Source organism: Lysinibacillus sp. NPDC048646, assembly GCF_050272295.1.
Lineage (GTDB): Bacteria > Bacillota > Bacilli > Bacillales_A > Planococcaceae > Lysinibacillus.
Map to the genome: position 1 here is coordinate 72,549 of NZ_JBNNLZ010000005.1, position 21,723 is coordinate 94,271.

Sequence of the window (21,723 nt, forward strand, 5' to 3'; positions counted from 1 at the left end):
ATTAGTTAAATGCCTTTAAAACATCGTCAGCTTTTGCAGTTTCAGATGTAATACCGCCACCTGATAGGTACCAGTATTGTGGATCTAAATAGAAGATTTTACCGTTTTTCGCTGCATTAGTAGCACCAACGATTTCATTTTCAATTGCCGCTTTCGTACCAGATTCGCCTTCAGGATTTACTGCAGCATCACGGTCAACTACGAATAATACATCTGGGTTTGTATCGCGTACATATTCGAATGATGCGTTTGCACCATGTGTAGATACTTCAATTTTTTCATCAGCAGGTTTTACAGCAAATACATCGTGAATCACACCGAAACGTGAACCAGGACCATAAGCAGATAATGAACCTTCAGAACCTAAAACGATTAAAGCTTTTTCTTCAGATGAAGCAGTTTTAGCTTTGATTTCTTCTACTTTTGCTTCATATGCAGCAAATGCATCAGCAGCTTCTTGTTCTTTACCAAAGATTTTACCAGCTAATTCAGTATTTGTTTTGAAAGAGTTTACGAAATCAGCGTCATCCACACCAATGTATACAGTTGGAGCGATTTTAGATAATTCTTCGTAAGCAGATGCTTGACGACCAGAGATGAAAATAATATCTGGATTCATAGAAGATAATGCTTCAAAATCAGGCTCTTTTAAAGAACCAACATTTACATAAGTTGTGTCTGTGTATTTACTTAAATATTCAGGAACTGATTTTTGTGCAACACCTGCAACTTCAACACCTAAAGCGTCTAAAGTATCAAGGAAACCATAGTCAAAAACAACAACATTTTCTGGTTTTTTTTCTAAAGTAACGTCAGTAAAAGTGCTTTCATCAACTGTGCTACCTGGGATTGTAAGTGGGTAAGCAGTTGCTTCGTCCTTTTGTTCCTCTGCAGGCTTGTTATCAGTTGTTGAACCTTTATCTTCTTCTTTTGCTTCGTCTTTTGAACCACACGCAGCTAATACTAATAGCATCATAGCCATTAATACTGTAAGTAATTTCCAATTTTTCATAGTGAAATTGCTCCTTTAATTGTTTTATATTTTTCAGATGACTTTAATCATCTTTGTTCCTAAGCGTTAAAATACACGCAAATGCGGCAACCATCCTGTTCTTGAACAGGGATATCCATATCATAGATTTCCTTAAGCGCATCCGAAGTAATGATGTCATGTGTTGGCCCGTCTTTGACAACGCGTCCATCTTTTAATGCTACGATATAATCAGAGTACACCGACGCAAAGTTAATATCGTGTAATACAATGACAACCGTTTTTCCTAACTCGTCCACCAATTTGCGCAGGATTTTCATGATTTGCACCGAGTGCTTCATGTCCAAGTTGTTCAGTGGCTCATCGAGTAAGATATAGTCTGTGTCTTGTGCAATCACCATTGCGATAAAGGCACGTTGACGCTGACCCCCTGATAATTCATCCAAATAATTATGTTGGAGATCTTCCAAATTCATATATTGAAGTGCCTCTTCTACTTTTACTTCATCCTCTGGTTTTAAATTTCCTTTTGAATAGGGAAAACGACCAAAAGATACAAGTTCACGAATTGTTAGGCGCACATTCATATAGTTCGACTGCTTTAAAATCGAAACGCGCTTTGCAAAATCATCTGATTTCCAACGACGTACGTCCGATTTATCGAGTAATACTTCTCCAGTATCTGCATTAAGTAAACGGCTTACCATTGAAAGCAGTGTTGATTTACCAGCACCATTCGGTCCTATAAAGGACGTAATTTTCCCTGTTGCTACTTCAACACTGACATCTTGAATGACCGGTTTTTTTCCAAAATACTTAGAAATTTCTTTAACTTGGATCATCCTGCTGACCTACTTTCCTTGAGTAATAGGTAGATGAAATATACGCCACCTATAAAGTTTATAATAACGCTAAGTGTTGTATCGAAATTAAAAATACGTTCGACCACCCACTGCCCACCGACTAAAGCAACAATACTCATTATACAAGAGCCTGCAATTAACACAGAATGCTTGTACGTCTTGAAAAACTGATACGATAAATTCGCCACGATTAAGCCGAAGAAAGTAATTGGCCCAACAAGTGCAGTAGAAACGGCAATTAATACCGAAGATAATATAAGCATGCGCTGTACAAGTTTATCATAGGGTACCCCTAAGTTTATTGCTGTATCTCGACCAAGAGACATAACATCTAGTTGACTCATATGACGCCAGCCAAAAATAAAGGTAATCACAATAACAAGCCCTGCTAGCCATACTAAATCCGAATTGACATTGTTAAAGCTTGCAAACATTTTACTTTGTAAACTCAAAAACTCATTCGGATCAATTAATACTTGGAAGAACGTTGTGACGCTTCCTAAAAACGTTCCGACAATCATGCCGACAAGCAGCAAGAAGTAAATTGGACGTTTTCCTTCTTTAAACAATACGCGATAGAAAATTAACGCAAAAATAATCATTGCTGAAACAGCTAGTAAAAAATTATATTGTGCATTAATAACGAACACCGACATCGAGCCAAAGAAGTAGTAGATAATTGTTTGAACCAACATATATAAAGCATCGAGACCCATTACACTTGGCGTTAAAATACGATTATGTGTAATTGTTTGGAAAACAACTGTAGAATAGGCAATTGCTACTCCAGTTAACGTCATTGCTACCACTTTAATTAAGCGACGCGGGAACGCGTAATGATAGTTGCCATTTAGTTCATAAAACACATATAGTAATACAAAGACTATAGCTAGTCCTACTAAAATTAACAGCTTCTTACTATTACGCATATGCTTTCCCCCTAAACAACATAAATAGGAAGATTGCACTTCCGATAACACCGACTGTCATGCTAATCGGAATTTCATAAGGGAAAATTAATATCCTGCCCAAAATATCACAGAATAATAGGAATGACATACCTAACAAGGCTGTGTGGGGTAATGTCTTCGCTAAATTATCCCCTTTGAACAGCGAAATAATATTCGGAATGATTAAACCAAGGAATGGAATAACCCCAACCGTCAATACCACTGTTGTTGATATAAGTGCTACTAACACTAAACCTAAATTTAAAACAAACTTATAGGAAAGACCAAGATTTTTGGCAAAATCCTCGCCCATGCCTGCTACAGTAAAGCGGTTCGCATAAATGTAAGCTAAAATCAGCACAGGCACACTTATGTATAAAAGCTCATAACGACCTTTCATCATTAATGAGAAATCTCCTTGTAACCATGCAGAAATGTTTTGGATAATATCCGCCTTGTACGCAAAGAATGTCGTAATCGACGAAAGAATATTTCCGAACATTAGGCCGATAAGCGGTATAAATATCGCATCTTTAAATTTGATTCGATTTAATATTTGCATAAATAATAACGTGCCGGCTAAAGCAAATATGAAAGCGAAGGAAATTTTTTGAAAGTACGTGACATTTGTGAAAAACATCATTGAAATTAGTATGCCTAATTTCGTTGCGTCTAAAGTTCCCGCTGTCGTTGGCGATACGAACTTATTCCTACTTAAGCTTTGCATAATTAAACCAGCAATACTCATACCTGCCCCTGCAAGCAAAATTGCCACAAGTCTCGGTATACGACTAATTAAAAAAAGTCTAGTTTCCTCTGATTCGAAGTCTAATAGGTCACTCGGCTTAATATCTACTACACCGATAAACAACGACACGATAGACAACACAACAGTTGCTGTTAAAAGATATCTTATTTTCATTGTAATCCCCGGTAGATTCATTTTTGTAAGTTAACCTTTTTCTAGTGAAAATGATTATCATTACTCACGATTCTCATTATAAGCGTGTTTGTATTATCAGTCAACCTTCAAATGAGAATTATTCTCGCTTTATTTTACATTGACTAAAAAACAAGTATAAATAATGATTTATCGACATTTCTGACTTTTTTTAAGACAAAAACAATTCAATCTTCCACAAGTTTTTTATCCAAATGAAAAAGGTAATTGAGAATAAAGCATTTTACTTTTCTCAATCACCTTATTAATCAAGCTAATCTACGTATTCCCCTTAACCAAGCAAAAACAATTGACACCACTAAGATAAAACCTAGATAACCCATCACAGCATATAATTTCGATACGAGTGTTGTGAAACCTGCAAGACTTGCTAAAAAGCCTAATGCACCTAAGAAGAGTACAGCAACCTTAAAGCTAGGCTTTTTCGGTTTAAAGAAGCGTACCATGAACGAGTAAAACATCCCAACTGCTGTATTATAAATCATGCCTAACAATGATAGTGACATTAATAGACCAATTATCGGATGTATTTCATTCGCTAAGGCGAGCATCGGGATATCTAATCCGCCTACGATATTCATCTTGGCAAGTAGCGAGAGATTAATGAGTAAGATTAATGCTCCTAGCAGAATCCCTCCGATAATGCCTCCCAAGCCAGCAACTCTTTCATTTCGTATAGATCCACACATCACGGTAAGAAGTGAGAAACATACACCCATATTAAAGGACATGTATAGTAAAGCCGTGACCCACCAGCTTTTGGATTCTACTCTTAATTGTTGTTCGGCAATCACAACTTGTTCTGCAAAGGATAATTCCATCGTCGCTAATGAATAAACTGCTATAACTGTTACGACTGCTAGCAAATAGGGTGTAGCAATGGCTATAATGTTAATGATACTTTTCACATTCATCATCACTGTGACAATGGTTAGGGCTATCATAAAAATACTTCCCATCCAGACCGGCAGGCCAAACATTTGCTCAAATGTAGCGCCCGCTCCAGCAAACATAATTACGGCCACGCCAAATAAAAAGAGTGACAGTAAATAATCCATCACGAAACCAATAGTATTACCTGAAATTTGATAAATCAAATCCTTATGTGATGTTGTACGCAGTCTTGAGCTAATTTGCGCAATACACATTCCTACAAAGGCAAATCCTAATGTAGCAATAAGTGCGCCATAAATCCCCTTATAGCCATAGCTCGTAAAGTACTGTACGATTTCCTGTCCTGATGCAAACCCCGCACCGACGATAATTCCTACATAGGCACCACCGATTTGCAAACTCTTTTTCAATCAATTCTCTCCCCGTTAATTTATCCCGTGCTAGCAGGTACTACGACTCCCGCTAATGAATGTTTCTATTTGTAGATTTTCTTGCTGATTGTCAATTTTTCAATTACGTCCAAATTAGGCGTATACCCAATACCAATAGTCTGTGGAATACGAATATAGCCATCTTCTACAATCACTTCAGGTGTAATAATATCCTCATACCAATAATGATTTGAACCCGCTGTATCGCCAGGCAATATAAAATTAGCGAGTGACGTTAAGGCAATATTATGCGCTCGTCCGATTCCAGCCTCTAACATACCGCCACACCAAACAGGAATATTTTTTTCTTTACACAAGTCATGAATTCTCTTAGCTTCAGTTAAGCCTCCTACCCGTCCAATTTTAATATTTATGACACCACAGCTACCAAGTTCTATCGCCTTTCGAGCATCCTCCAAAGATGTAATACTTTCATCTAAACAAATTGGCGTTTTCAACTGCTTTTGTAGTTTGGCATGATCTATGATATCGTCGGCCGCAAGTGGCTGCTCTATCATTAGTAAGTTGTATGCATCAAGTTGCTGTAACACCTCAATGTCACGTAAAGTATAGGCAGAATTTGCATCCGCCATTAAAGGCAAGTCTGGGAATTCAGCACGAATAGCACGAATCACTTCAACATCTTGACCTGGTTTTATTTTTATTTTTACACGTTTATAACCCATTTCCACATAGCCTTTTATCAAATCTATTAATTTCTCGGTGGACAATTGAATCCCTACACTAATTCCTACCTCAATCATCTCCTTACTTCCGCCTAATGCGTGGGCAAGAGACTGCTTCGTTTGCTGTGCATATATATCCCAAACCGCTCCTTCAATTGAAGCCTTCGCCATGCAATTACGCCGGATAGAGGCAAACATAGCACTGACCTCATCCGGATGCACAATATCTTTATGTAGCAAGGTAGGCATTAAAAAGTCCTCTAGCATATGCCATGTCGTTTTTAATGTCTCCTCTGTATACCACGGTGCTACAAAGGCTACCGCTTCTCCCCATCCAATCGTTCCGGATACATCCTTCACTTCTAGAAGTAATAATTCTTTTTCATGAATCGTACCAAAACTTGTTTTAAATGGGGCTTTCATCGCCATTTTCAAATGTCTAATTGTAATTTCTTCTATTCTCATAAGCATTCACTCCTTATTCTTATTATAAGGCTAATAAAGAGCGTCTAACTAACAGATAAAAATTCACATATTCCTTGTGCTTTTTCACTCGAACGATAGCATACTCCTGTTCAAATAAGGTCGTTAAAATTGTACGGATCTTATATCGCCAGTCCTCCCCAAGCTTCGGACTTTCTACTTTCATTTTTTGCAAATATTGTGGAATTGCTAATAAGTAAGCATCCCTAATAAATATTTGGTCGCGCTGAAATTCACCATCTTTATCAAGTACAGGGAGTCCATCCACCGTCATTGACCACGGAACAATTTCTTCTGCAATTTCTTCTAATTCATCTAAGCAATCATCTACATGGTTGCGCTCAACCCACCACTCAACAACAAGTCGATCTGAGGGTAGTCCTTCATTAAAATCATCTTGTAATGGACCATAGTAATCCGTTTTGTATTGACAGCTAACGGCATTTAATTTCAAGAAAGATAAATTAGCCAACCGTGCTTCTAAGGGATCGAATAGCCAGCGCACAAGATGAAACTCATTTTCTTTTGCATAATCTTGTTGTGCATGTTTTAATAATTCCCCTACACCTTGTTCACGATATGTTTTCTCCACGCCAATCATGTGCGAGTGAAGATACATTTTGCCTTCTTGATAGCCAACAAAACAGTAATTAAAGCCAATCAGTTGATCTTCCAGATAGGCACCATGTATTAATCCCCCATTTTGCACAACGGCGAGCAACTGGTGTGAGGGAATTGCCTGACTTCCCCATATTTCTGCATTTAAGTGTTGCACTTTTACAATTTCTACAGGTGTTATCACTTTCTTTATACATACTTTTTCTAACATTATACTGACGCCTCCCCTATATTCCCTGTTTTTAATGCTAGCAATATAGCCCTTGTAAGAATTTCAACCCCAGTGACAAGCCTTGCCTGCTTAAATTTCATCTTCGGATGGTGCAATCCTGGTGTTAAACCACAGCCTAGACCTAGCATTGTAGATTTTAAATGTGGTCGTTGAACAGCATAATGGTGGAAATCCTCACCCCCTGGTGTTCGTATAGGCTTTCTTAAATTCGATAAACCTGTCGCTTTCACAATCGCCTGCTCCATAATACATTGCGCACTTGAATCTACCTCTGCCGCCACAATGTTCGCAACCGTACGTAACTCAATTTGAACTTTATGCAAGATTTTCGAAGAATCTATTACTCGCTTTACACCTTGAGCAAGTGTATCCATGACATCATTTTGTTGAGCTCGTATATCAATAGTGAAAGATGCTCTTCCGGGAATTATATTGCCCGACCCTCCCCCTGCTTGAAATTTTGTCATCTTGATCGATACAGGGATCATAGGATCTGTATGAATCGTACGCAAATCTTCTATAATGGTTGCCCCTACCTCAATCGCATTGATACCAAGATGCGGTCTTGCAGCATGTGCATCCTCGCCAATAATTTCCCCTTCAAGCAGCCTCGAAGCACCATGGTACAATGCAGCACAATAGGCACCATCCTCTAGTTCATGTACAGGTCTTACATGAACACCAAATAGATAGTCTAAATCATCGATTATTCCTTCTTGTAGAATCGCTAACGCACCCGTCCCCTTTTCTTCTGCTGGTTGGAAAATTACACGAATTGTGCCATTGAATGATTGTGGTTGTTCTTTCAACAATAAAAGAGCACCAATGGCCATCGTCATATGTCCATCATGCCCACAGGAGTGATTGGCGCGGAACTCACCATCTATCTCCTGCCACAACGCATCCATATCCGTACGCAAACCAACTTTTGGCTTACCTTCTCCTACGTCCACATAGAGTCCTGTACAATTTTTAAAGCGTTTTGGAGAAAATCCTTCACGCGTTAGTAGATCAATAATATAATTAGTTGTTTCTATCTCATACCAGCTTTTCTCTGGATGTGCATGTAAATACGTAAAAATCTCCATTAACCTTGGTCTCAAGCGATCCAACGCTTCTTTCATAGCAACCACCCCTTTAATTTTCATACTATTAAGATTATTATAACGGAAAAAATTTCTTTTCTACACAGAAACTTATGCCCTTATTTAGCAAATCAACCACACGAAACACAAAAAAAGATGTCCGGAGCAGTCCATCACTAGACTACCCTGACATCCTTTTACTAATTAATACCGCGCATTGCTTTAGATATAATTGGTGAAAGCAATAATAAGATCACACCAATAACGATTGACAATAAACCTAAAAAGCCAAAGTACGTGAATTCACTTACGACTTCATATACCTTTACAAGCTGTGCGTTAATGGCTTGCGCTGCGGCGCTTGTTAAGAACCATAGTGACATTGTCTGTGCTGCAAAAGCCTGTGGTGCTAATTTCGTTGTAGCTGAAAGACCTACCGGTGATAGCAATAATTCCCCTACCACAACTAAGAAGAATGACAGCACTAACCACCAAGGACTCACCAATACTTGTCCACCAGATAGGTGCGCCGGAATCATCATCACTAAAAATGATAATCCCGCAAAGAATAATGCGTAAGAGAACTTACGTGGTGTCTTCGGTTGCTTATCGCCCCATTTTAGCCATAGCATGGCGAATAACGGAGCCATGGTAATAACGAATAATGGATTTAAAGATTGAAACCAAGACGATTGAAGATGAAAGCCACCAATGTTTAAACGAGTACGCTCATCTGCATACGTTGCTAAAATAGTTGCCCCTTGTTCTTGGATGGCCCAGAACATAACAGCAGATATAAATAGCGGAATATAAGCAAGCAGACGAGATTTCTCATCCTTCGTTGTTTTCTCGCTGCGATACATATAGATAAAGAACACTGTTGGAATGATAATACCTAATGCGGTAATGATTAGACTAAAGACATTCATTGTTAGTATGCCTGTTTTAATGCCAATCGCACCTGCAATTATTATTAGTAAGGCAATAATGCCGAATTGCGTAAATACTTTTTTACGTTCTTCAGGCTTTAATGGATTATTTACCTGTAAGCCTGCTAAACCTAAATATTTTTTCTCTGTTGCCTTATAAACGATTAAACCAATTAGCATACCAATACCTGCTAAACCAAATCCTAAATGGAAGCTATACTTTTGTCCAATTGTTCCGACAATAAACGGCGCAATAAACGCACCCATATTAATACCCATATAGAAAATTGAGAAACCTGCATCGCGACGACTATCTGTCTCAGCATAAATATCTCCAACAACACTTGAGACATTTGGTTTTAATAGCCCCGTACCAATAACAATAAAGGCCATTGAGACAAACAACATGCTCACGCCTCCAGGAAATGCTAACAGTAAATGACCAATCATTATTAATACGCCACCATAAAATATAGTTCTACGCGTACCTAAAAGTCGGTCGGCAATCCAACCACCGATTATACCCGACATATAGACAAGTGATCCATAGATAGCCATAATGGAGTTTGCTGTACCACGATCTAAACCTAAACCGCCTTCATTCAACTCATAATACATAAAGAAAATTAGAATCGCTCGCATACCATAGTATGAAAAACGTTCCCAGAATTCAGTGAAAAATAAAGTAAAGAGCCCTTTAGGGTGTCCGACAAAGCCATTTTGAGGGACGGATTTTACAATTTCATCTTTAGTAGACATACAATACCCTCTCCCGTTTTTATTATCCCTTAATAATATTATTACCCATAAATAAGGAAAAAAAACTATATTTCATCATAGTAAAGCGTTTTCATCACTTTATCAACAGTTTTTTTAAATGTTGAAAGTTTATCATTTTTCACTAAATTCTGATTGATTCTAGTTATTTTCGCTAAAATCATTGATATATCTAAGTTTTCTTACTCTTTTACCGTATCCCTACATCAAATTATTCCAAAATAATATTTAATCTGAATTTTCTATATATCTCATTCCATAAAAAAACAACGACGATATTCGTCGTTGATTCCATCATTGTTATTTAACGACATATTGCTGATACTTTGCATAATCAGCTTCTTTTGCTTCAAGCGTCAATAAGGTACCCTCTTCTTCATATGCCGTTTCATGAATGGTTGATTTTTCATTTAGATAAGACACCACATTTCCTTGTTCATAAGGAATAAGCATTTTACATGTTATATAATCAGAGAAAATATACTGACGTATCATTTGTAGTAATTCGTCTAAGCCAACACCCTGCTTTGCAGAAATCCAAATATTATCGCCACTGATTATCGGGTAAGGAACATTTGCTAGATCCGCTTTATTATATACATAAATAGTTGGAATGCCTTCAACCCCAACTGCCTTTAACGTCTCATTCGTTACATCCATCATAAAACCATGCTCCTCATTGGACACATCTACAACATGAAGCAGTAAATCTGCATCACGTGCCTCTTCTAGTGTCGAGCGAAAGGCCTTAACCAAATGATGAGGTAATTTGCTAACAAAGCCGACTGTATCCGTTAATAAAAATGATTTATTATCGGACAACTCTATCTGACGCACAGACGTTTCGAGTGTTGCAAATAGCATATCCTTCTCAAATACTTGTTTATGATCCTCTTGTCCAATTTTCGCAAGAAACTGGTTCATAATGGTTGATTTCCCAGCATTCGTATAGCCAACAATGGATACGACAGGTATAGCATTTTTGCGTCTTTGCTTACGCTGTGTTTCCCGTTGTTCCTTCACTTGCTCTAGGTCTTTTTTAATTTTTGAAATCTGATCCTCAATTTTACGACGATCCAACTCAAGCTTTGTCTCACCGGCACCACGGTTTTTAAAGCCGCCCCCTGTACCTCCACCTTGACGGCTAAGTGAAGCATGTAATCCGACTAAACGTGGCAACATATATTGTAGCTGTGCCAATTCTACCTGCATTTGGGCTTCACGAGTTTTAGCACGACGACCGAAAATATCTAAAATAAGCATTGTCCGATCAATAACCTTCGTTTCTAAATCGCGTTCTAGATTGCGGATTTGAGAAGGAGACAATTCATCATTAAAAATGACGAGATTGGCTTGCGCTTCATCATAAAAATTTTTAATTTCTTCGATTTTACCCGTTCCCACATAATGAGAAGGCGTAACACGCTCTAAGTTTTGCGTCACGGTGCCTACAACTTCCACATTCAAAGCTTCTGCTAAATTTGTAAGCTCTTCAATGGAATAATCAAAATGCGTATCATTACGCAAATTCACACCAACTAAAATTGCCTTTTCCTGCAGTACATCTACTTCCTTTATTCTATCCATTCACAAACCTCCCACCAACGCCTTGGTGACGCTACGACAAATTTTCTCCATCTTACCATATAATGCCCCAATCTGTGACTTTTACTCGGTATCATTAGAAAAGGACATCCACTCTTGTTCCGCACGTCATCACAATCCAAACAGTTAGAAATTGAATTTAACGTAGCTCTTAAAAAATTGTGTTACACTATTGCCATCTATCACACAATGAAGAAGGCGAAAAAATGACATTTGAAGAAATGAAGGCTCAACTGCAAGAGCAAATTTTACAACAACAACTCATAGCGGCTACAATTAGTCAGCCACGAATGAAATCAAATGAAGTAAAGCGTATTAAACTAAAACCATTAATGTTAAAAGACGTTTATCATATACAAATTGAATACCAATATGAACGCATCTTGAAACATGAAAACGTTCAACTGGCGGAATTCCCGACTAAGCTTGAAGCTTTTTTCGAAGATTTTCGTCAAGCACATATAGATTTTATGGGTGAAAAAGTACAAGTACAACTTTCGAAAAAAAACAAAGTATTATGGAAATCCAATAATACAGAGGCACCAAAATCAGTAAACCTCTCGCATAATCGAAAGAAAAACTACTTACTTGACGATGCGACACCTTACCCATTTTTAATTCGACTTGGTGTACAAACAGAGGAAGGTAAGGTTAAAAAGCAAAAGTACGATAAATTTAAACAAATTAACCGTTTCATTGAATTTATCGACGATGCTTTAGCCTATTTACCTAAAGATCGACCAGTTCGTATTCTAGATTTTGGTTCAGGAAAATCATATTTAACCTTTGCTTTATATCATTATTTAAAAATTGAAAAGGGCTTGGACATTCGCGTTACTGGCTTAGATTTAAAAAAGGAAGTGATCGAGGAGTGCTCCTGTATCGCACAGGATTTAGGCTATGAACAGCTTGAATTTTTAGTCGGGGATATTAATGACTATAATGATGAGTCCACAGTGGACATGGTGGTGACATTACATGCCTGTGATGTAGCAACGGATATGGCATTATCACGTGCTGTCAAATGGGGGGCAAGTGTTATATTAAGTGTACCTTGTTGTCAGCATGAGTTAAACCGCCAACTTCATACTCCGGCTCTCGACATTATGCTACAGCATGGGCTTGTCCGTGAACGCTTTGCTGCTCTAGCGACTGATGCTATTCGCGCAGAAATACTATCTCTGGTTGGCTATGAAGCACAATTACTGGAGTTTATAGACATGGAAAATACGCCGAAAAATATTTTAATACGAGCGTATCGTACTGGCAAAAAAACTAGTCCAGAACAACGTGCCAAATATGATGCCTTTGTAACACTGTTGAATGCGAAGCCATTTTTAGCTAATGAACTAAAATCATACTTATAATTATGAAAACCCGAGACAAAATATGTGTCTCGGGTTATTTAGGTTGCCTAGAAAACGAACTGACCGAAATAGGTAGCTACCAAAAATTTTGTCATATCGCTGTCCTATTGCCATTAGCTTCGTTTTTTGTTGAAGTGTCACCTATGAAATTATAACTCTTGTCGTAATGCTTGAATAACATCTATTTTCGTTGCCTTCCGTGCTGGTCTGTAACCCGAAATCATTGCTACACCAACACTTATAGCTGATGCAATAACCACAAGCTGCCATGGAATTAGCGAGAACGTAATGTCATTCGTACTAAATGCTTCTTCCCCGGTAGCTGCTTTAAGAATAAATGGCAATACTGCATTTGCAGCAAAGCTAATGACATATGAAATCACTACAGCAATCAACGTACCCAGGATTCCTATAAACGTGCTCTCCATTAAAAACAAGCGTTGAATTAGTTTTGGACTAGCTCCAATAGCCTTTAACACACCAATTTCACGTGTACGCTCTGTAACAGCCATCGTCATCGTATTAAAAATTCCAATCGAAGCAATCAATACCGCGATCGTCCCAACAAATATTAAGCCAATTTTCAATACAAGGAAGAATACGTCCATCTGCTCTAATTGTTCAGTTACAGAGAAAACGCTGTACCCTTTGCTCTTTAGCTTCTCTAAAATAGGTTTTACATTTTCCATACTGTCTGCAAAAATATTAAATTCCGCATAGAACATTTCATCGTCTAGTAAATCGCCTGTTGTTGACATGTTCGCAGCTAATACAGCTTGCTGTTCTGTATCCATATAAACAGAGTTCTCAATCTTCCAATCATAAGAAGGCTTTTTAGTCACGCCGACAATGGTGTATGTCATTTTTTCAGACTCAGTACCTTCAGCAATATTAGGCACTAAAGACATTTCAATTTCTTGACCAATTAAGGAATCTTTATAACCTTCCTCATTGCCATCATAATAGGTTTCTTCCGCTTCAGCTTTCTTATTTTTTTCTTGAATTACATCACGTTCTGCATCATTTAATAGTGTTTGACCAAAGTGGTAGCCCACAATGATTTCATTAGGTTTTGTCGGATATCTCCCTTCTGCAAGTTTCCCCATAACTTTCTCGAAATCCTGCATATCTGTTACATATAAATTGGAGTTTGTATCACGATCCTCAAAAAAGGAATGCGCATTTGCATTGACGGATACAGTTTCAAGTACAGTTTCAACATGCTCTATCGCCTTAATTTCATCTATTTGTTCGTCTGTAAATTGCCCGTCTCCGTATACTTGAATCTTCGTAACCTTTTCATCTGATAATATTTCATTACGAATTGAATCTTGTAAGCCAAAGCCTACGGATGCAAGTACAATCAAAAATGCACAACCCATTGTTGCAGCTAACACTGTCATAAAAACGCGTAATTTATTTTTCTTAATATGTTGTGTGACAAAGTCTAGTTGATCCTTAAATAACATGTTACGCATCCTCCTTTACAAGCTCGCCATCATACATACGAAAACGTCGATGTGCAATCGTCGCTACTTCTTCATCATGCGTAATAATGACAAAGGTTAAGCCATATTCGCGGTTCAAGCTTTGTATGAGCAGTAAAATATCCTGCTCTGTTTCAGAGTCAAGGCTTCCTGTCGGCTCATCTGCTAGCAAGATAGGTGGATTCGTAATCAAAGCTCTTGCAATACTAACACGTTGTTGCTGACCACCTGATAATTCATTCGGATAATGGTCTGCTACCTCAGCTAGTCCGACCTTGTCCATTATTTTTTTCACTTTTTCTTTTCGAACCGCCTTGCTAGTACCTTGTAATTTTAAAGGTAACTCGATATTTTCAAACGCCGTCAAGCCAGGCATCAGTTGAAAGTTTTGAAAGATAAACCCGAACTGTCGCAAGCGAAAAGCTGCACTCTCCGTTTCTGTAAGCTTTGCAGTTTCCTGTCCGTTTACCTTTATGGAGCCTTGTTCAGACTTCATAAATCCCGCTAAAGTTTGTAGCAAAGTTGATTTACCAGAGCCACTTTTGCCAACAATTGCGACAATCTCTCCCTGCTTCACTTCAAAGTTTACGCCCTTTAATACTGGCACACGCTTTTCCTTACCCTTTTTCCCTATTAAAAATGTATGTTGTAAATTCTCGACTTGGATCATTATCGTTTAAACGCTCCCTTCTCATTCTTACTCCATTGTAGAAAAGAATTCTTAATAATATTGAAGGATAAAAGTGAAGATATTCTTAAGAAAACAGGGAACACTAATAACAATCGAACGCCTTTACAATCCCTTTACAATTAAATCTAAAACAGAGCTAAAAAACAGTAATCCGCAAGGCTATTTTCTGTACTAAACAGCTTTTTATTTTTTAAAAAATGTTGTTCTATAGGCTTTTTTCTGTACCTATAAAAATGAGTACAATCAATACCATTCCTATTTGTGAACAAATTAAATATTACGGGAATGTAAAGTTTTATGGAGATTAGATGAATTTTATGTAGATAAACTAAAGATTTTGTTATGATAGTAAAGTTTAATGGTCGATTATTTTATATACATCCAGGAGGATTCGATTTACATGCTTAACTCAAAAAAACAAGACCCTTTCTTTGTAGCATTGCATAAAATTGCTGAGAATATAAGAGAGGCCGTACATTACGCAAATGATTTTCGGATTAACAGTGTAGCTGACTTGAAAGAGATTAGCATTACCATGAAAAATTACGAAACAGCTGGCGATAAACTTATTCATGAGCTAATCGTGATGCTAAATAAATCATTTATGACACCTATCGAGCGCGAGGATATTTTAGAATTAGCGATTCGTATGGACGATGTGTTAGATGGTACGGAGCATTGTATCGCTCACTTTGAAATGTTCTCATTGACAGAAGTTGACGAATCAATGCGTATTTTCCTAGGCTATATTTCTAAAAGTGCCGACGAAATTGTTAAAGCAACTGAAGAGTTAAAGAAAAAGAATCTTATCGGCATGCGCCCACATGCAATTTTAATTAAAGACTATGAGCGCGAATGTGATGAAGTGCAACGTACTTCGATTAAGCAATTGTTTTTAAATGAAAAAGATCCAATCCGAATTATTAAGTTTAAAGATATTTATGAACAATTAGAAGATATCGCTGATTATTGTCAAAACGTTGCCAACACAATGGAAACAATTATCATGCGTAACGCGTAATTAGGAGCTGGGCACTTACAATGGACACAATTATTATATTAACCGTACTAGTCGTCATCTTTGCCCTAACATTTGACTTTATTAATGGTTTCCATGATACAGCAAATGCTATCGCTACTTCGGTTTCCACTAGAGCATTGCCACCACGTGTGGCAATTATTATGGCAGCTACGATGAATTTCATCGGTGCTATTACCTTCGTAGGTGTAGCAAAGGCACTTACAAAAGACATTGTAGATCCCTTTGCTTTAAATGCCTTTGAAGGTGACACAACAGGTTCTGTCGTTATATTAGCGGCGTTATTCTCAGCTATTATTTGGAATTTACTTACTTGGTATTTTGGTATACCATCAAGCTCATCCCATACGTTAATCGGTTCAATTGCTGGCGCAGCCATAGCCTCTGCTGGTTTCGATGTACTTAACTATGGTGGTTTTACAAAAATCTTAACGGCATTAGTGCTTTCGCCAATCATTGCCATTTGCGCTGGCTTTCTAATGATGACATTGTTTAAATTACTGTTTAAAAACTTAAATTTGTACCGTACAAATAAAGGCTTCCGTACAATGCAAATTTTCACTGCCGCTATTCAATCGTTTACGCATGGTACAAACGATGCGCAAAAAGCGATGGGGATTATGACGATGGCGTTAATTGCAGGTGGCTTGCACTCAGGGGACGAAATCCCTTTCTGGATTCGAGCTGCTGCAGCAACCGCTATGGGTCTTGGTACTTCTATTGGTGGCTATAAAATTATTAAAACTGTTGGCGGTAAAATCATGAAAATCCGTCCAGTTAATGGAGTGGCAGCGGACTTAGCTTCCGCAACAGTTATTTTTGGTGCTACTTTAGTTCACTTGCCAGTATCCACAACACACGTTATTTCTTCATCTATCATGGGTGTTGGTTCTGCACAACGTGTACGTGGTGTAAACTGGGGCATGGCACGTAAAATTGTAACTACTTGGATCATCACGATGCCAATTTCAGCTGTAATGGCATCTATAATATATTTCTGCTTATCACTATTCTTTTAATGTTATTGACTATGCGTTTAAACGCCTGCTCCATAACATTAAATTCTCCAACGGATGTTTTTTTGACTCCTGCTCTTTTATGGGCAGGAGTCTTTACTTTGTCACACGACAAAATGTGACACAACCTTTACACTAGTGTAAAAAGGGGGCTACATAATCAATATGAAAACTTTCTCAAAATTCATCACTGCTCATGCAAAGGTCATCGTTGCTATATGGCTTGTTCTTTTTATTGCAATGGTAGTGTTTGCCATACAGCTTCCAAGTAAACTCCAAGGGGACGGTTTTTTTGTCGAAGCTGATCATTCCTATGTAACAAATGAGCTAGCAAAAACATTTGATTTACCTGCTGATACAGTTTTAGTGGTCTTTGATCCCGCAGAGGATAAAAAAATACAAGAGACATTGCAAAAATTAGACGATATCGAAGCCATTCATTCTATTCAGTCACCGCTGGAAGATGCCTCTTTGCAAAAGAATGGTATTGCCTATGCGATGGTTCATTTTAATAATGATGTTGAAAATCTTCCTGAAGTCGTAAAAGAAGTTCGTTCACTAATAGAGGATGACGGTGTCAGTATAACGGGTGGACCTGTTATTTCAGAGGATATTAATACTGCAAGTCAAAAAGATTTAGCATCCGCCGAAGCAATAGGTCTACCAATTGCCATTGTCGTACTATTACTTGCTTTTGGGACTGTTGTAGCGGCCATATTACCGATTATCATTGGTGTCGTTACAGTTGTCACAGCATTTGGGATTCTGACATTATTAAGCGGTGGTGTTAATTTATCCATTTTCGTGTTAAATATCGTACCAATGTTAGGGCTCGCATTAAGCATTGATTTTGCGCTACTATTTATCAATCGTTATCGCGAAGAACGTGCACACACATCGATCGCACAAGCTATCCAAACAGCTATTCAAACAGCTGGACGTTCAATTATATTTTCCGCCGTTTGTGTAATGATTGGTCTTGGTGCAATGATAGTAATTAACGTAGAAATTTTTCACAATATCGCACTAGGTGGCACAATCGTTGTGTTACTTGCAGTGATTTCTGGTCTAACATTATTACCAGCCACAATGATGTTATTAGGGGATCGTTTAAATAAGTGGCGTATACTACGTGTAAAGCCAGGAGGCGCAAATCGTTGGCGAGGCTTTGCAGGCTTCGTCATGAAACGACCAGTAACTATTGTCATTGTGGCTTTACTTTTACTTGGTATCGGCATGATTCCACTAAAAGATATTCGACTGACGATTCCACAGGTGGATTCTTTACCAACAAAATACGATGCACGTGCAGCATACGATAAGTTAGATGAAACATTTGGGCTTGGCGAAACTTCCACTTTATACTTACTTGCAGAGCGCAAGAAAGGTTGGGATGATGAAGAGGCGAGAAACATTATTTACACGATTCAAGAACAACTACTGGAAGATCCGCTTGTAGATACAGTATCGACTATTTTTACTACCGCTAATATCAAAACACCCGATGAATTATCAGCTTCGTTGGAAATTCCGCAAGCAGCGGAACAATTAAAACCAGTTCTCAATGCTTTTTCAAAGGATACACAATTGTTTATCCCTATTACATTAAATGTTGCTGGTTCATCCACCGCTGCCCAAGATTTTGCTAGAACGTGGATGGACAAAGATTTAGGGGTCGATTTTGCGCTTGGTGGACATGCGAAATTTAACCAAGAAATTTTCGATGAAATTGCGAGTAAAATATTCTTAGCAGTATTGATTATTATCGTGTCAACTTTCTTTATTTTAATGCTCGCTTTCCGTTCTATTTTAATCCCCATTAAAGCCATTATGATGAATATCATTGGATTATCTTCGGCATTTGGGATTCTCGTGTATATTTTCCAATATGGTCATTTCGGAATCGAAGCTGGTTCCATTGTTCTTATTATTCCAGTAATCGTATTCTGTCTTGTGTTCGGCTTGAGTATGGACTATGAAGTCTTCTTAATATCACGTATTCAGGAGGAATATCTAAAAGGTTCAGATAATACACGCGCAACAATTGATGGGCTGACATCTACTAGCCGTATTATTACATCTGCTGCACTCATCATGATTGTTATTACAGGAGCATTTGCTTTCACAGATGTAATGCCCGTGAAGCAAATCGGGGTCGGCATTGCGGTCGCAGTTGCCATCGATGCAACAATCATTCGCCTTATGCTTGTCCCTAGTCTCATGAAACTATTTGGCGATTGGAACTGGTGGTTACCTTTTGCTAAAAAGAATAAATAATACCCGATATTAGAAACATAAAAAACCGAGAACGTCTATTACAGATGTCCTCGGTATTTTTAATAATCTCTAGCTTTATTCGTAGAACTATCGAATCTAGGCTTCAGTATAATTAATTTTATACCATTCCCTAGCAGCTTCTACCTCAGGCATTGTTAGTTGATGGCCGTAATTAAACCACTTGGTCATTACGTCGGCTCCGGCAGCAGACAAAAGCGCCTCCAAGTCTTGTGATTCTTGAGCTGTACACATAGCATCATTCGTACCAGCAGCGATAAACACTGGAATCGAAGATAATATTGGCAATTCGATATTTCGTCTAGGTACCATAGGGTGATGTAAGATCGCACCTGCTAATGCATCCTCATAATGGAATAGCAAGCTCGCTGCAATATTGGCACCATTTGAATAACCAATAGCTACAATACGTTTACGATCAAAGCCGTATTGTTCTGCAGCCTCAGTCAAAAAATCATGTAACTCTTGTGTACGGAAGATTAAATCCTCTATATCGAAGACGCCTTCTGCAAGACGGCGGAAAAAGCGCGGCATGCCGTTTTCCATAACATTCCCACGAACACTTAATATATTCGCTGTCTCATCAATTTCCTTTGCAAGGCCGATTAAGCTATGCTCGTTACCACCTGTCCCATGTAAAAGTAATAGGGTTGGTTTTGATTCATCTGTTCCTTTATGAAAAACGTGCTGCATAAACAGACCACCTCTCAATTATCTTGAATTCGAGATAATTGTAGCCTGTGGTAAGATTAAATTCAAGCTCTTTGACTTATTAATTTCACGATTTTCGCTATTTGGCTGCTCTTGATTGTTTTTATAAAAATTAGTAATCGTAAATACTGAAAATAAACATACAACTATTACAACAACAATAACAATGCCCACTAATTTTTTCCCATTCATCGAAAGTTTCCCCCGTCTAACTTAGTTCTTTTTACGAAAGCCCTCTTCCAGTAAATATTCCTTTGCTGCATCATATGTGCCAAAGGCTTCCTCTAAATTTTCTCCATGATAAATATTCCAAGAACGTTGCTCAAAGGCAAGCTCTAATTTATCGCCCTCACGATTGCGCCATAATTCAACGATAGGTGCTTCCGCTTCTTGTTCCTCCGCTAAATATTGAATAGCATCTTCAATAATTTCTCGAAGCCGTTGCTCATCGTAATCACGAATATTCACTAATCCTTTGTCACTTGCCTCGTTTTCATAACGAAGTAGATCCCCTACAAAGACAAAACCATTGCCATTTGGATGAAGTTTCTCCACGACAATCGTCTTTTCGTATAGGCTATCCTTGAAATGATAATTTACACGTTTCATTGAAATTTCCTTCTTCGTTAGTTCAGGAAATGATTCTATAACCGCTTGCTTTTGTTCAAATGTTAGCATATAAAAATGCTCCTTTTCTTTCAATCTAACTTACAGTATAACTTATTTTGCCTGTTATATCGTACTATAAGGTGAAACTTCAATCAGTGGGGTCTTCTTCACCCCACTGATTGTACGTTGAACCAATCTGTTTTTAAACATTGTGCATAAAGCTTCACTACTGAGTTTGTCAGAAACTAAATTTCAATTCACATGATTTCAAATGCGAGGAGCTGAACAATCTACCTACCACTTCTACGTTTAAAAATAGTAGGACAAACCTTGTTATGGGCTTGTCCTACTGTTAAGTATTTTGACTATATAGTGCTATTTAAACATCTCATTTTTTACAAATTCAATAACTTGTGCAACATAAAGCTCTCTGTACGGTACAAATTGCGCTGTACTCACAGGTCGCACAACTCTACCTCGTTGACCATCTGGGAAGTATTCATAACCCTCAATATTAAGCGTCACTGTTTCTCCCAAAAAGAATGATTGTGCTTCATCCAGTCTCGCCCTCACAACACCTGATACTTCCTCGTATTGCAACTCAAAAGAATCCCAATCATGTTCAAATGGATACAAGTATACATGACAAAATTCATTGTCAATCATCTTTTCAGATACAATGCTGCAAGACGTCATGCCCATCCGCACAACTTCTTGAATATTGATACTAAGACCTAGCTCTTCCTTTACTTCTCGAATACCTGCTTCAACTGTCTCAAGCGCTAATAGATGTCCTGCCGCAGTAATATCAAGTAAACCAGGGTAATCCTTCTTCTGAGAGCTACGAATTTGGAAATAAATATAGTCCTTATTTACAAGCCAGCAATGAAACGTTTCATGCCATAAGCCCTTTTCATGCACTTCAGCTCGTGTAGCTGTTCCAATTTGTTCGTACTGTTCATTAAAAACTTTAACGATTTCTTGCTCCATTTTATTTCGACCC

20 protein-coding genes are annotated in these 21,723 nt (G+C 38.0%); 4 read left to right on the plus strand and 16 right to left on the minus strand.

Going from position 1 to position 21,723, the window contains the following annotated elements:
- Position 1: 1 nt before the first annotated feature.
- The 10 genes from ACQKII_RS08010 to hflX all read right to left on the minus strand — a co-directional run bounded on the left by ACQKII_RS08010 (position 2) and on the right by hflX (position 11,487).
- Positions 2 to 1,012 carry a siderophore ABC transporter substrate-binding protein gene (locus ACQKII_RS08010; protein ID WP_427458104.1) on the minus strand — a complete coding sequence of 337 codons (1,011 nt, stop codon included), beginning with the start codon at positions 1,010 to 1,012 and terminating at the stop codon, positions 2 to 4.
- A gap of 59 nt (positions 1,013 to 1,071) precedes the next feature.
- A complete protein-coding gene (locus ACQKII_RS08015) occupies positions 1,072 to 1,833 on the minus strand; it encodes an ABC transporter ATP-binding protein (RefSeq protein ID WP_427458106.1) in 762 nt (253 codons plus the stop codon).
- Positions 1,830 to 2,783 carry an iron chelate uptake ABC transporter family permease subunit gene (locus ACQKII_RS08020; protein WP_427458108.1) on the minus strand — a complete coding sequence of 318 codons (954 nt, stop codon included), beginning with the start codon at positions 2,781 to 2,783 and terminating at the stop codon, positions 1,830 to 1,832. Before ACQKII_RS08020 ends, ACQKII_RS08015 begins: the two co-directional genes overlap by 4 nt.
- Complete coding sequence (locus ACQKII_RS08025) at positions 2,776 to 3,726, minus strand: ABC transporter permease (RefSeq protein WP_427458110.1); 951 nt, start codon at positions 3,724 to 3,726, stop codon at positions 2,776 to 2,778. Before ACQKII_RS08025 ends, ACQKII_RS08020 begins: the two co-directional genes overlap by 8 nt.
- A 287-nt stretch (positions 3,727 to 4,013) precedes the next feature.
- Positions 4,014 to 5,069, minus strand: coding sequence for a YkvI family membrane protein (locus ACQKII_RS08030; protein ID WP_427458112.1), 1,056 nt, complete (start codon positions 5,067 to 5,069; stop codon positions 4,014 to 4,016).
- Positions 5,070 to 5,134: 65 nt separating this feature from the next.
- Complete coding sequence (gene menC, locus ACQKII_RS08035; protein WP_427458114.1) at positions 5,135 to 6,241, minus strand: o-succinylbenzoate synthase; 1,107 nt, start codon at positions 6,239 to 6,241, stop codon at positions 5,135 to 5,137.
- A gap of 22 nt (positions 6,242 to 6,263) precedes the next feature.
- Entirely contained in the window at positions 6,264 to 7,088 is an 825-nt protein-coding gene (locus ACQKII_RS08040; protein WP_427458116.1) for a GNAT family N-acetyltransferase, read from the minus strand.
- On the minus strand, positions 7,088 to 8,233 hold the full coding sequence (locus ACQKII_RS08045) for a M20 peptidase aminoacylase family protein (RefSeq protein WP_427458118.1): 1,146 nt from the start codon (positions 8,231 to 8,233) through the stop codon (positions 7,088 to 7,090). Before ACQKII_RS08045 ends, ACQKII_RS08040 begins: the two co-directional genes overlap by 1 nt.
- A 161-nt stretch (positions 8,234 to 8,394) precedes the next feature.
- Positions 8,395 to 9,882, minus strand: coding sequence for a peptide MFS transporter (locus ACQKII_RS08050; RefSeq protein WP_427458120.1), 1,488 nt, complete (start codon positions 9,880 to 9,882; stop codon positions 8,395 to 8,397).
- 318 nt (positions 9,883 to 10,200) lie between these two features.
- On the minus strand, positions 10,201 to 11,487 hold the full coding sequence (gene hflX, locus ACQKII_RS08055; RefSeq protein ID WP_427458122.1) for a GTPase HflX: 1,287 nt from the start codon (positions 11,485 to 11,487) through the stop codon (positions 10,201 to 10,203).
- 224 nt (positions 11,488 to 11,711) lie between these two features.
- Between hflX and ACQKII_RS08060 the strand changes: the two genes are divergently transcribed.
- A complete protein-coding gene (locus ACQKII_RS08060; RefSeq protein ID WP_427458124.1) occupies positions 11,712 to 12,872 on the plus strand; it encodes a class I SAM-dependent methyltransferase in 1,161 nt (386 codons plus the stop codon).
- A gap of 149 nt (positions 12,873 to 13,021) precedes the next feature.
- Here the strand turns inward: ACQKII_RS08060 and ACQKII_RS08065 are convergent, their stop codons facing one another.
- Both ACQKII_RS08065 and ACQKII_RS08070 read right to left on the minus strand, forming a co-directional pair.
- On the minus strand, positions 13,022 to 14,341 hold the full coding sequence (locus tag ACQKII_RS08065) for an ABC transporter permease (protein WP_427458126.1): 1,320 nt from the start codon (positions 14,339 to 14,341) through the stop codon (positions 13,022 to 13,024).
- A gap of 1 nt (position 14,342) precedes the next feature.
- Entirely contained in the window at positions 14,343 to 15,029 is a 687-nt protein-coding gene (locus ACQKII_RS08070; protein ID WP_427458128.1) for an ABC transporter ATP-binding protein, read from the minus strand.
- 421 nt (positions 15,030 to 15,450) lie between these two features.
- On the opposite strand from ACQKII_RS08070, the gene ACQKII_RS08075 reads away from it, so the two are divergent.
- From ACQKII_RS08075 to ACQKII_RS08085, 3 genes are all read left to right on the plus strand, one after another.
- Positions 15,451 to 16,071: a DUF47 domain-containing protein gene (locus ACQKII_RS08075; protein ID WP_427458130.1), complete on the plus strand. Its 621-nt coding sequence runs from the start codon at positions 15,451 to 15,453 to the stop codon at positions 16,069 to 16,071.
- Positions 16,072 to 16,091: 20 nt separating this feature from the next.
- Entirely contained in the window at positions 16,092 to 17,108 is a 1,017-nt protein-coding gene (locus tag ACQKII_RS08080) for an inorganic phosphate transporter (RefSeq protein WP_427458132.1), read from the plus strand.
- A 162-nt stretch (positions 17,109 to 17,270) separates the two neighbouring features.
- A complete protein-coding gene (locus tag ACQKII_RS08085) occupies positions 17,271 to 19,382 on the plus strand; it encodes an MMPL family transporter (protein WP_427458134.1) in 2,112 nt (703 codons plus the stop codon).
- Between the two features lie 96 nt (positions 19,383 to 19,478).
- Here the strand turns inward: ACQKII_RS08085 and ACQKII_RS08090 are convergent, their stop codons facing one another.
- The 4 genes from ACQKII_RS08090 to ACQKII_RS08105 all read right to left on the minus strand — a co-directional run bounded on the left by ACQKII_RS08090 (position 19,479) and on the right by ACQKII_RS08105 (position 21,710).
- A complete protein-coding gene (locus ACQKII_RS08090; RefSeq protein ID WP_427458136.1) occupies positions 19,479 to 20,093 on the minus strand; it encodes an alpha/beta hydrolase in 615 nt (204 codons plus the stop codon).
- Positions 20,094 to 20,111: 18 nt separating this feature from the next.
- Positions 20,112 to 20,303, minus strand: a complete 192-nt coding sequence (locus tag ACQKII_RS08095) for a hypothetical protein (RefSeq protein WP_427458138.1) — start codon at positions 20,301 to 20,303, stop codon at positions 20,112 to 20,114.
- Between the two features lie 21 nt (positions 20,304 to 20,324).
- A complete protein-coding gene (locus ACQKII_RS08100; protein ID WP_427458139.1) occupies positions 20,325 to 20,789 on the minus strand; it encodes a hypothetical protein in 465 nt (154 codons plus the stop codon).
- 306 nt (positions 20,790 to 21,095) lie between these two features.
- Positions 21,096 to 21,710, minus strand: a complete 615-nt coding sequence (locus tag ACQKII_RS08105; RefSeq protein WP_427458141.1) for an NUDIX hydrolase — start codon at positions 21,708 to 21,710, stop codon at positions 21,096 to 21,098.
- Positions 21,711 to 21,723: the final 13 nt, after the last annotated feature.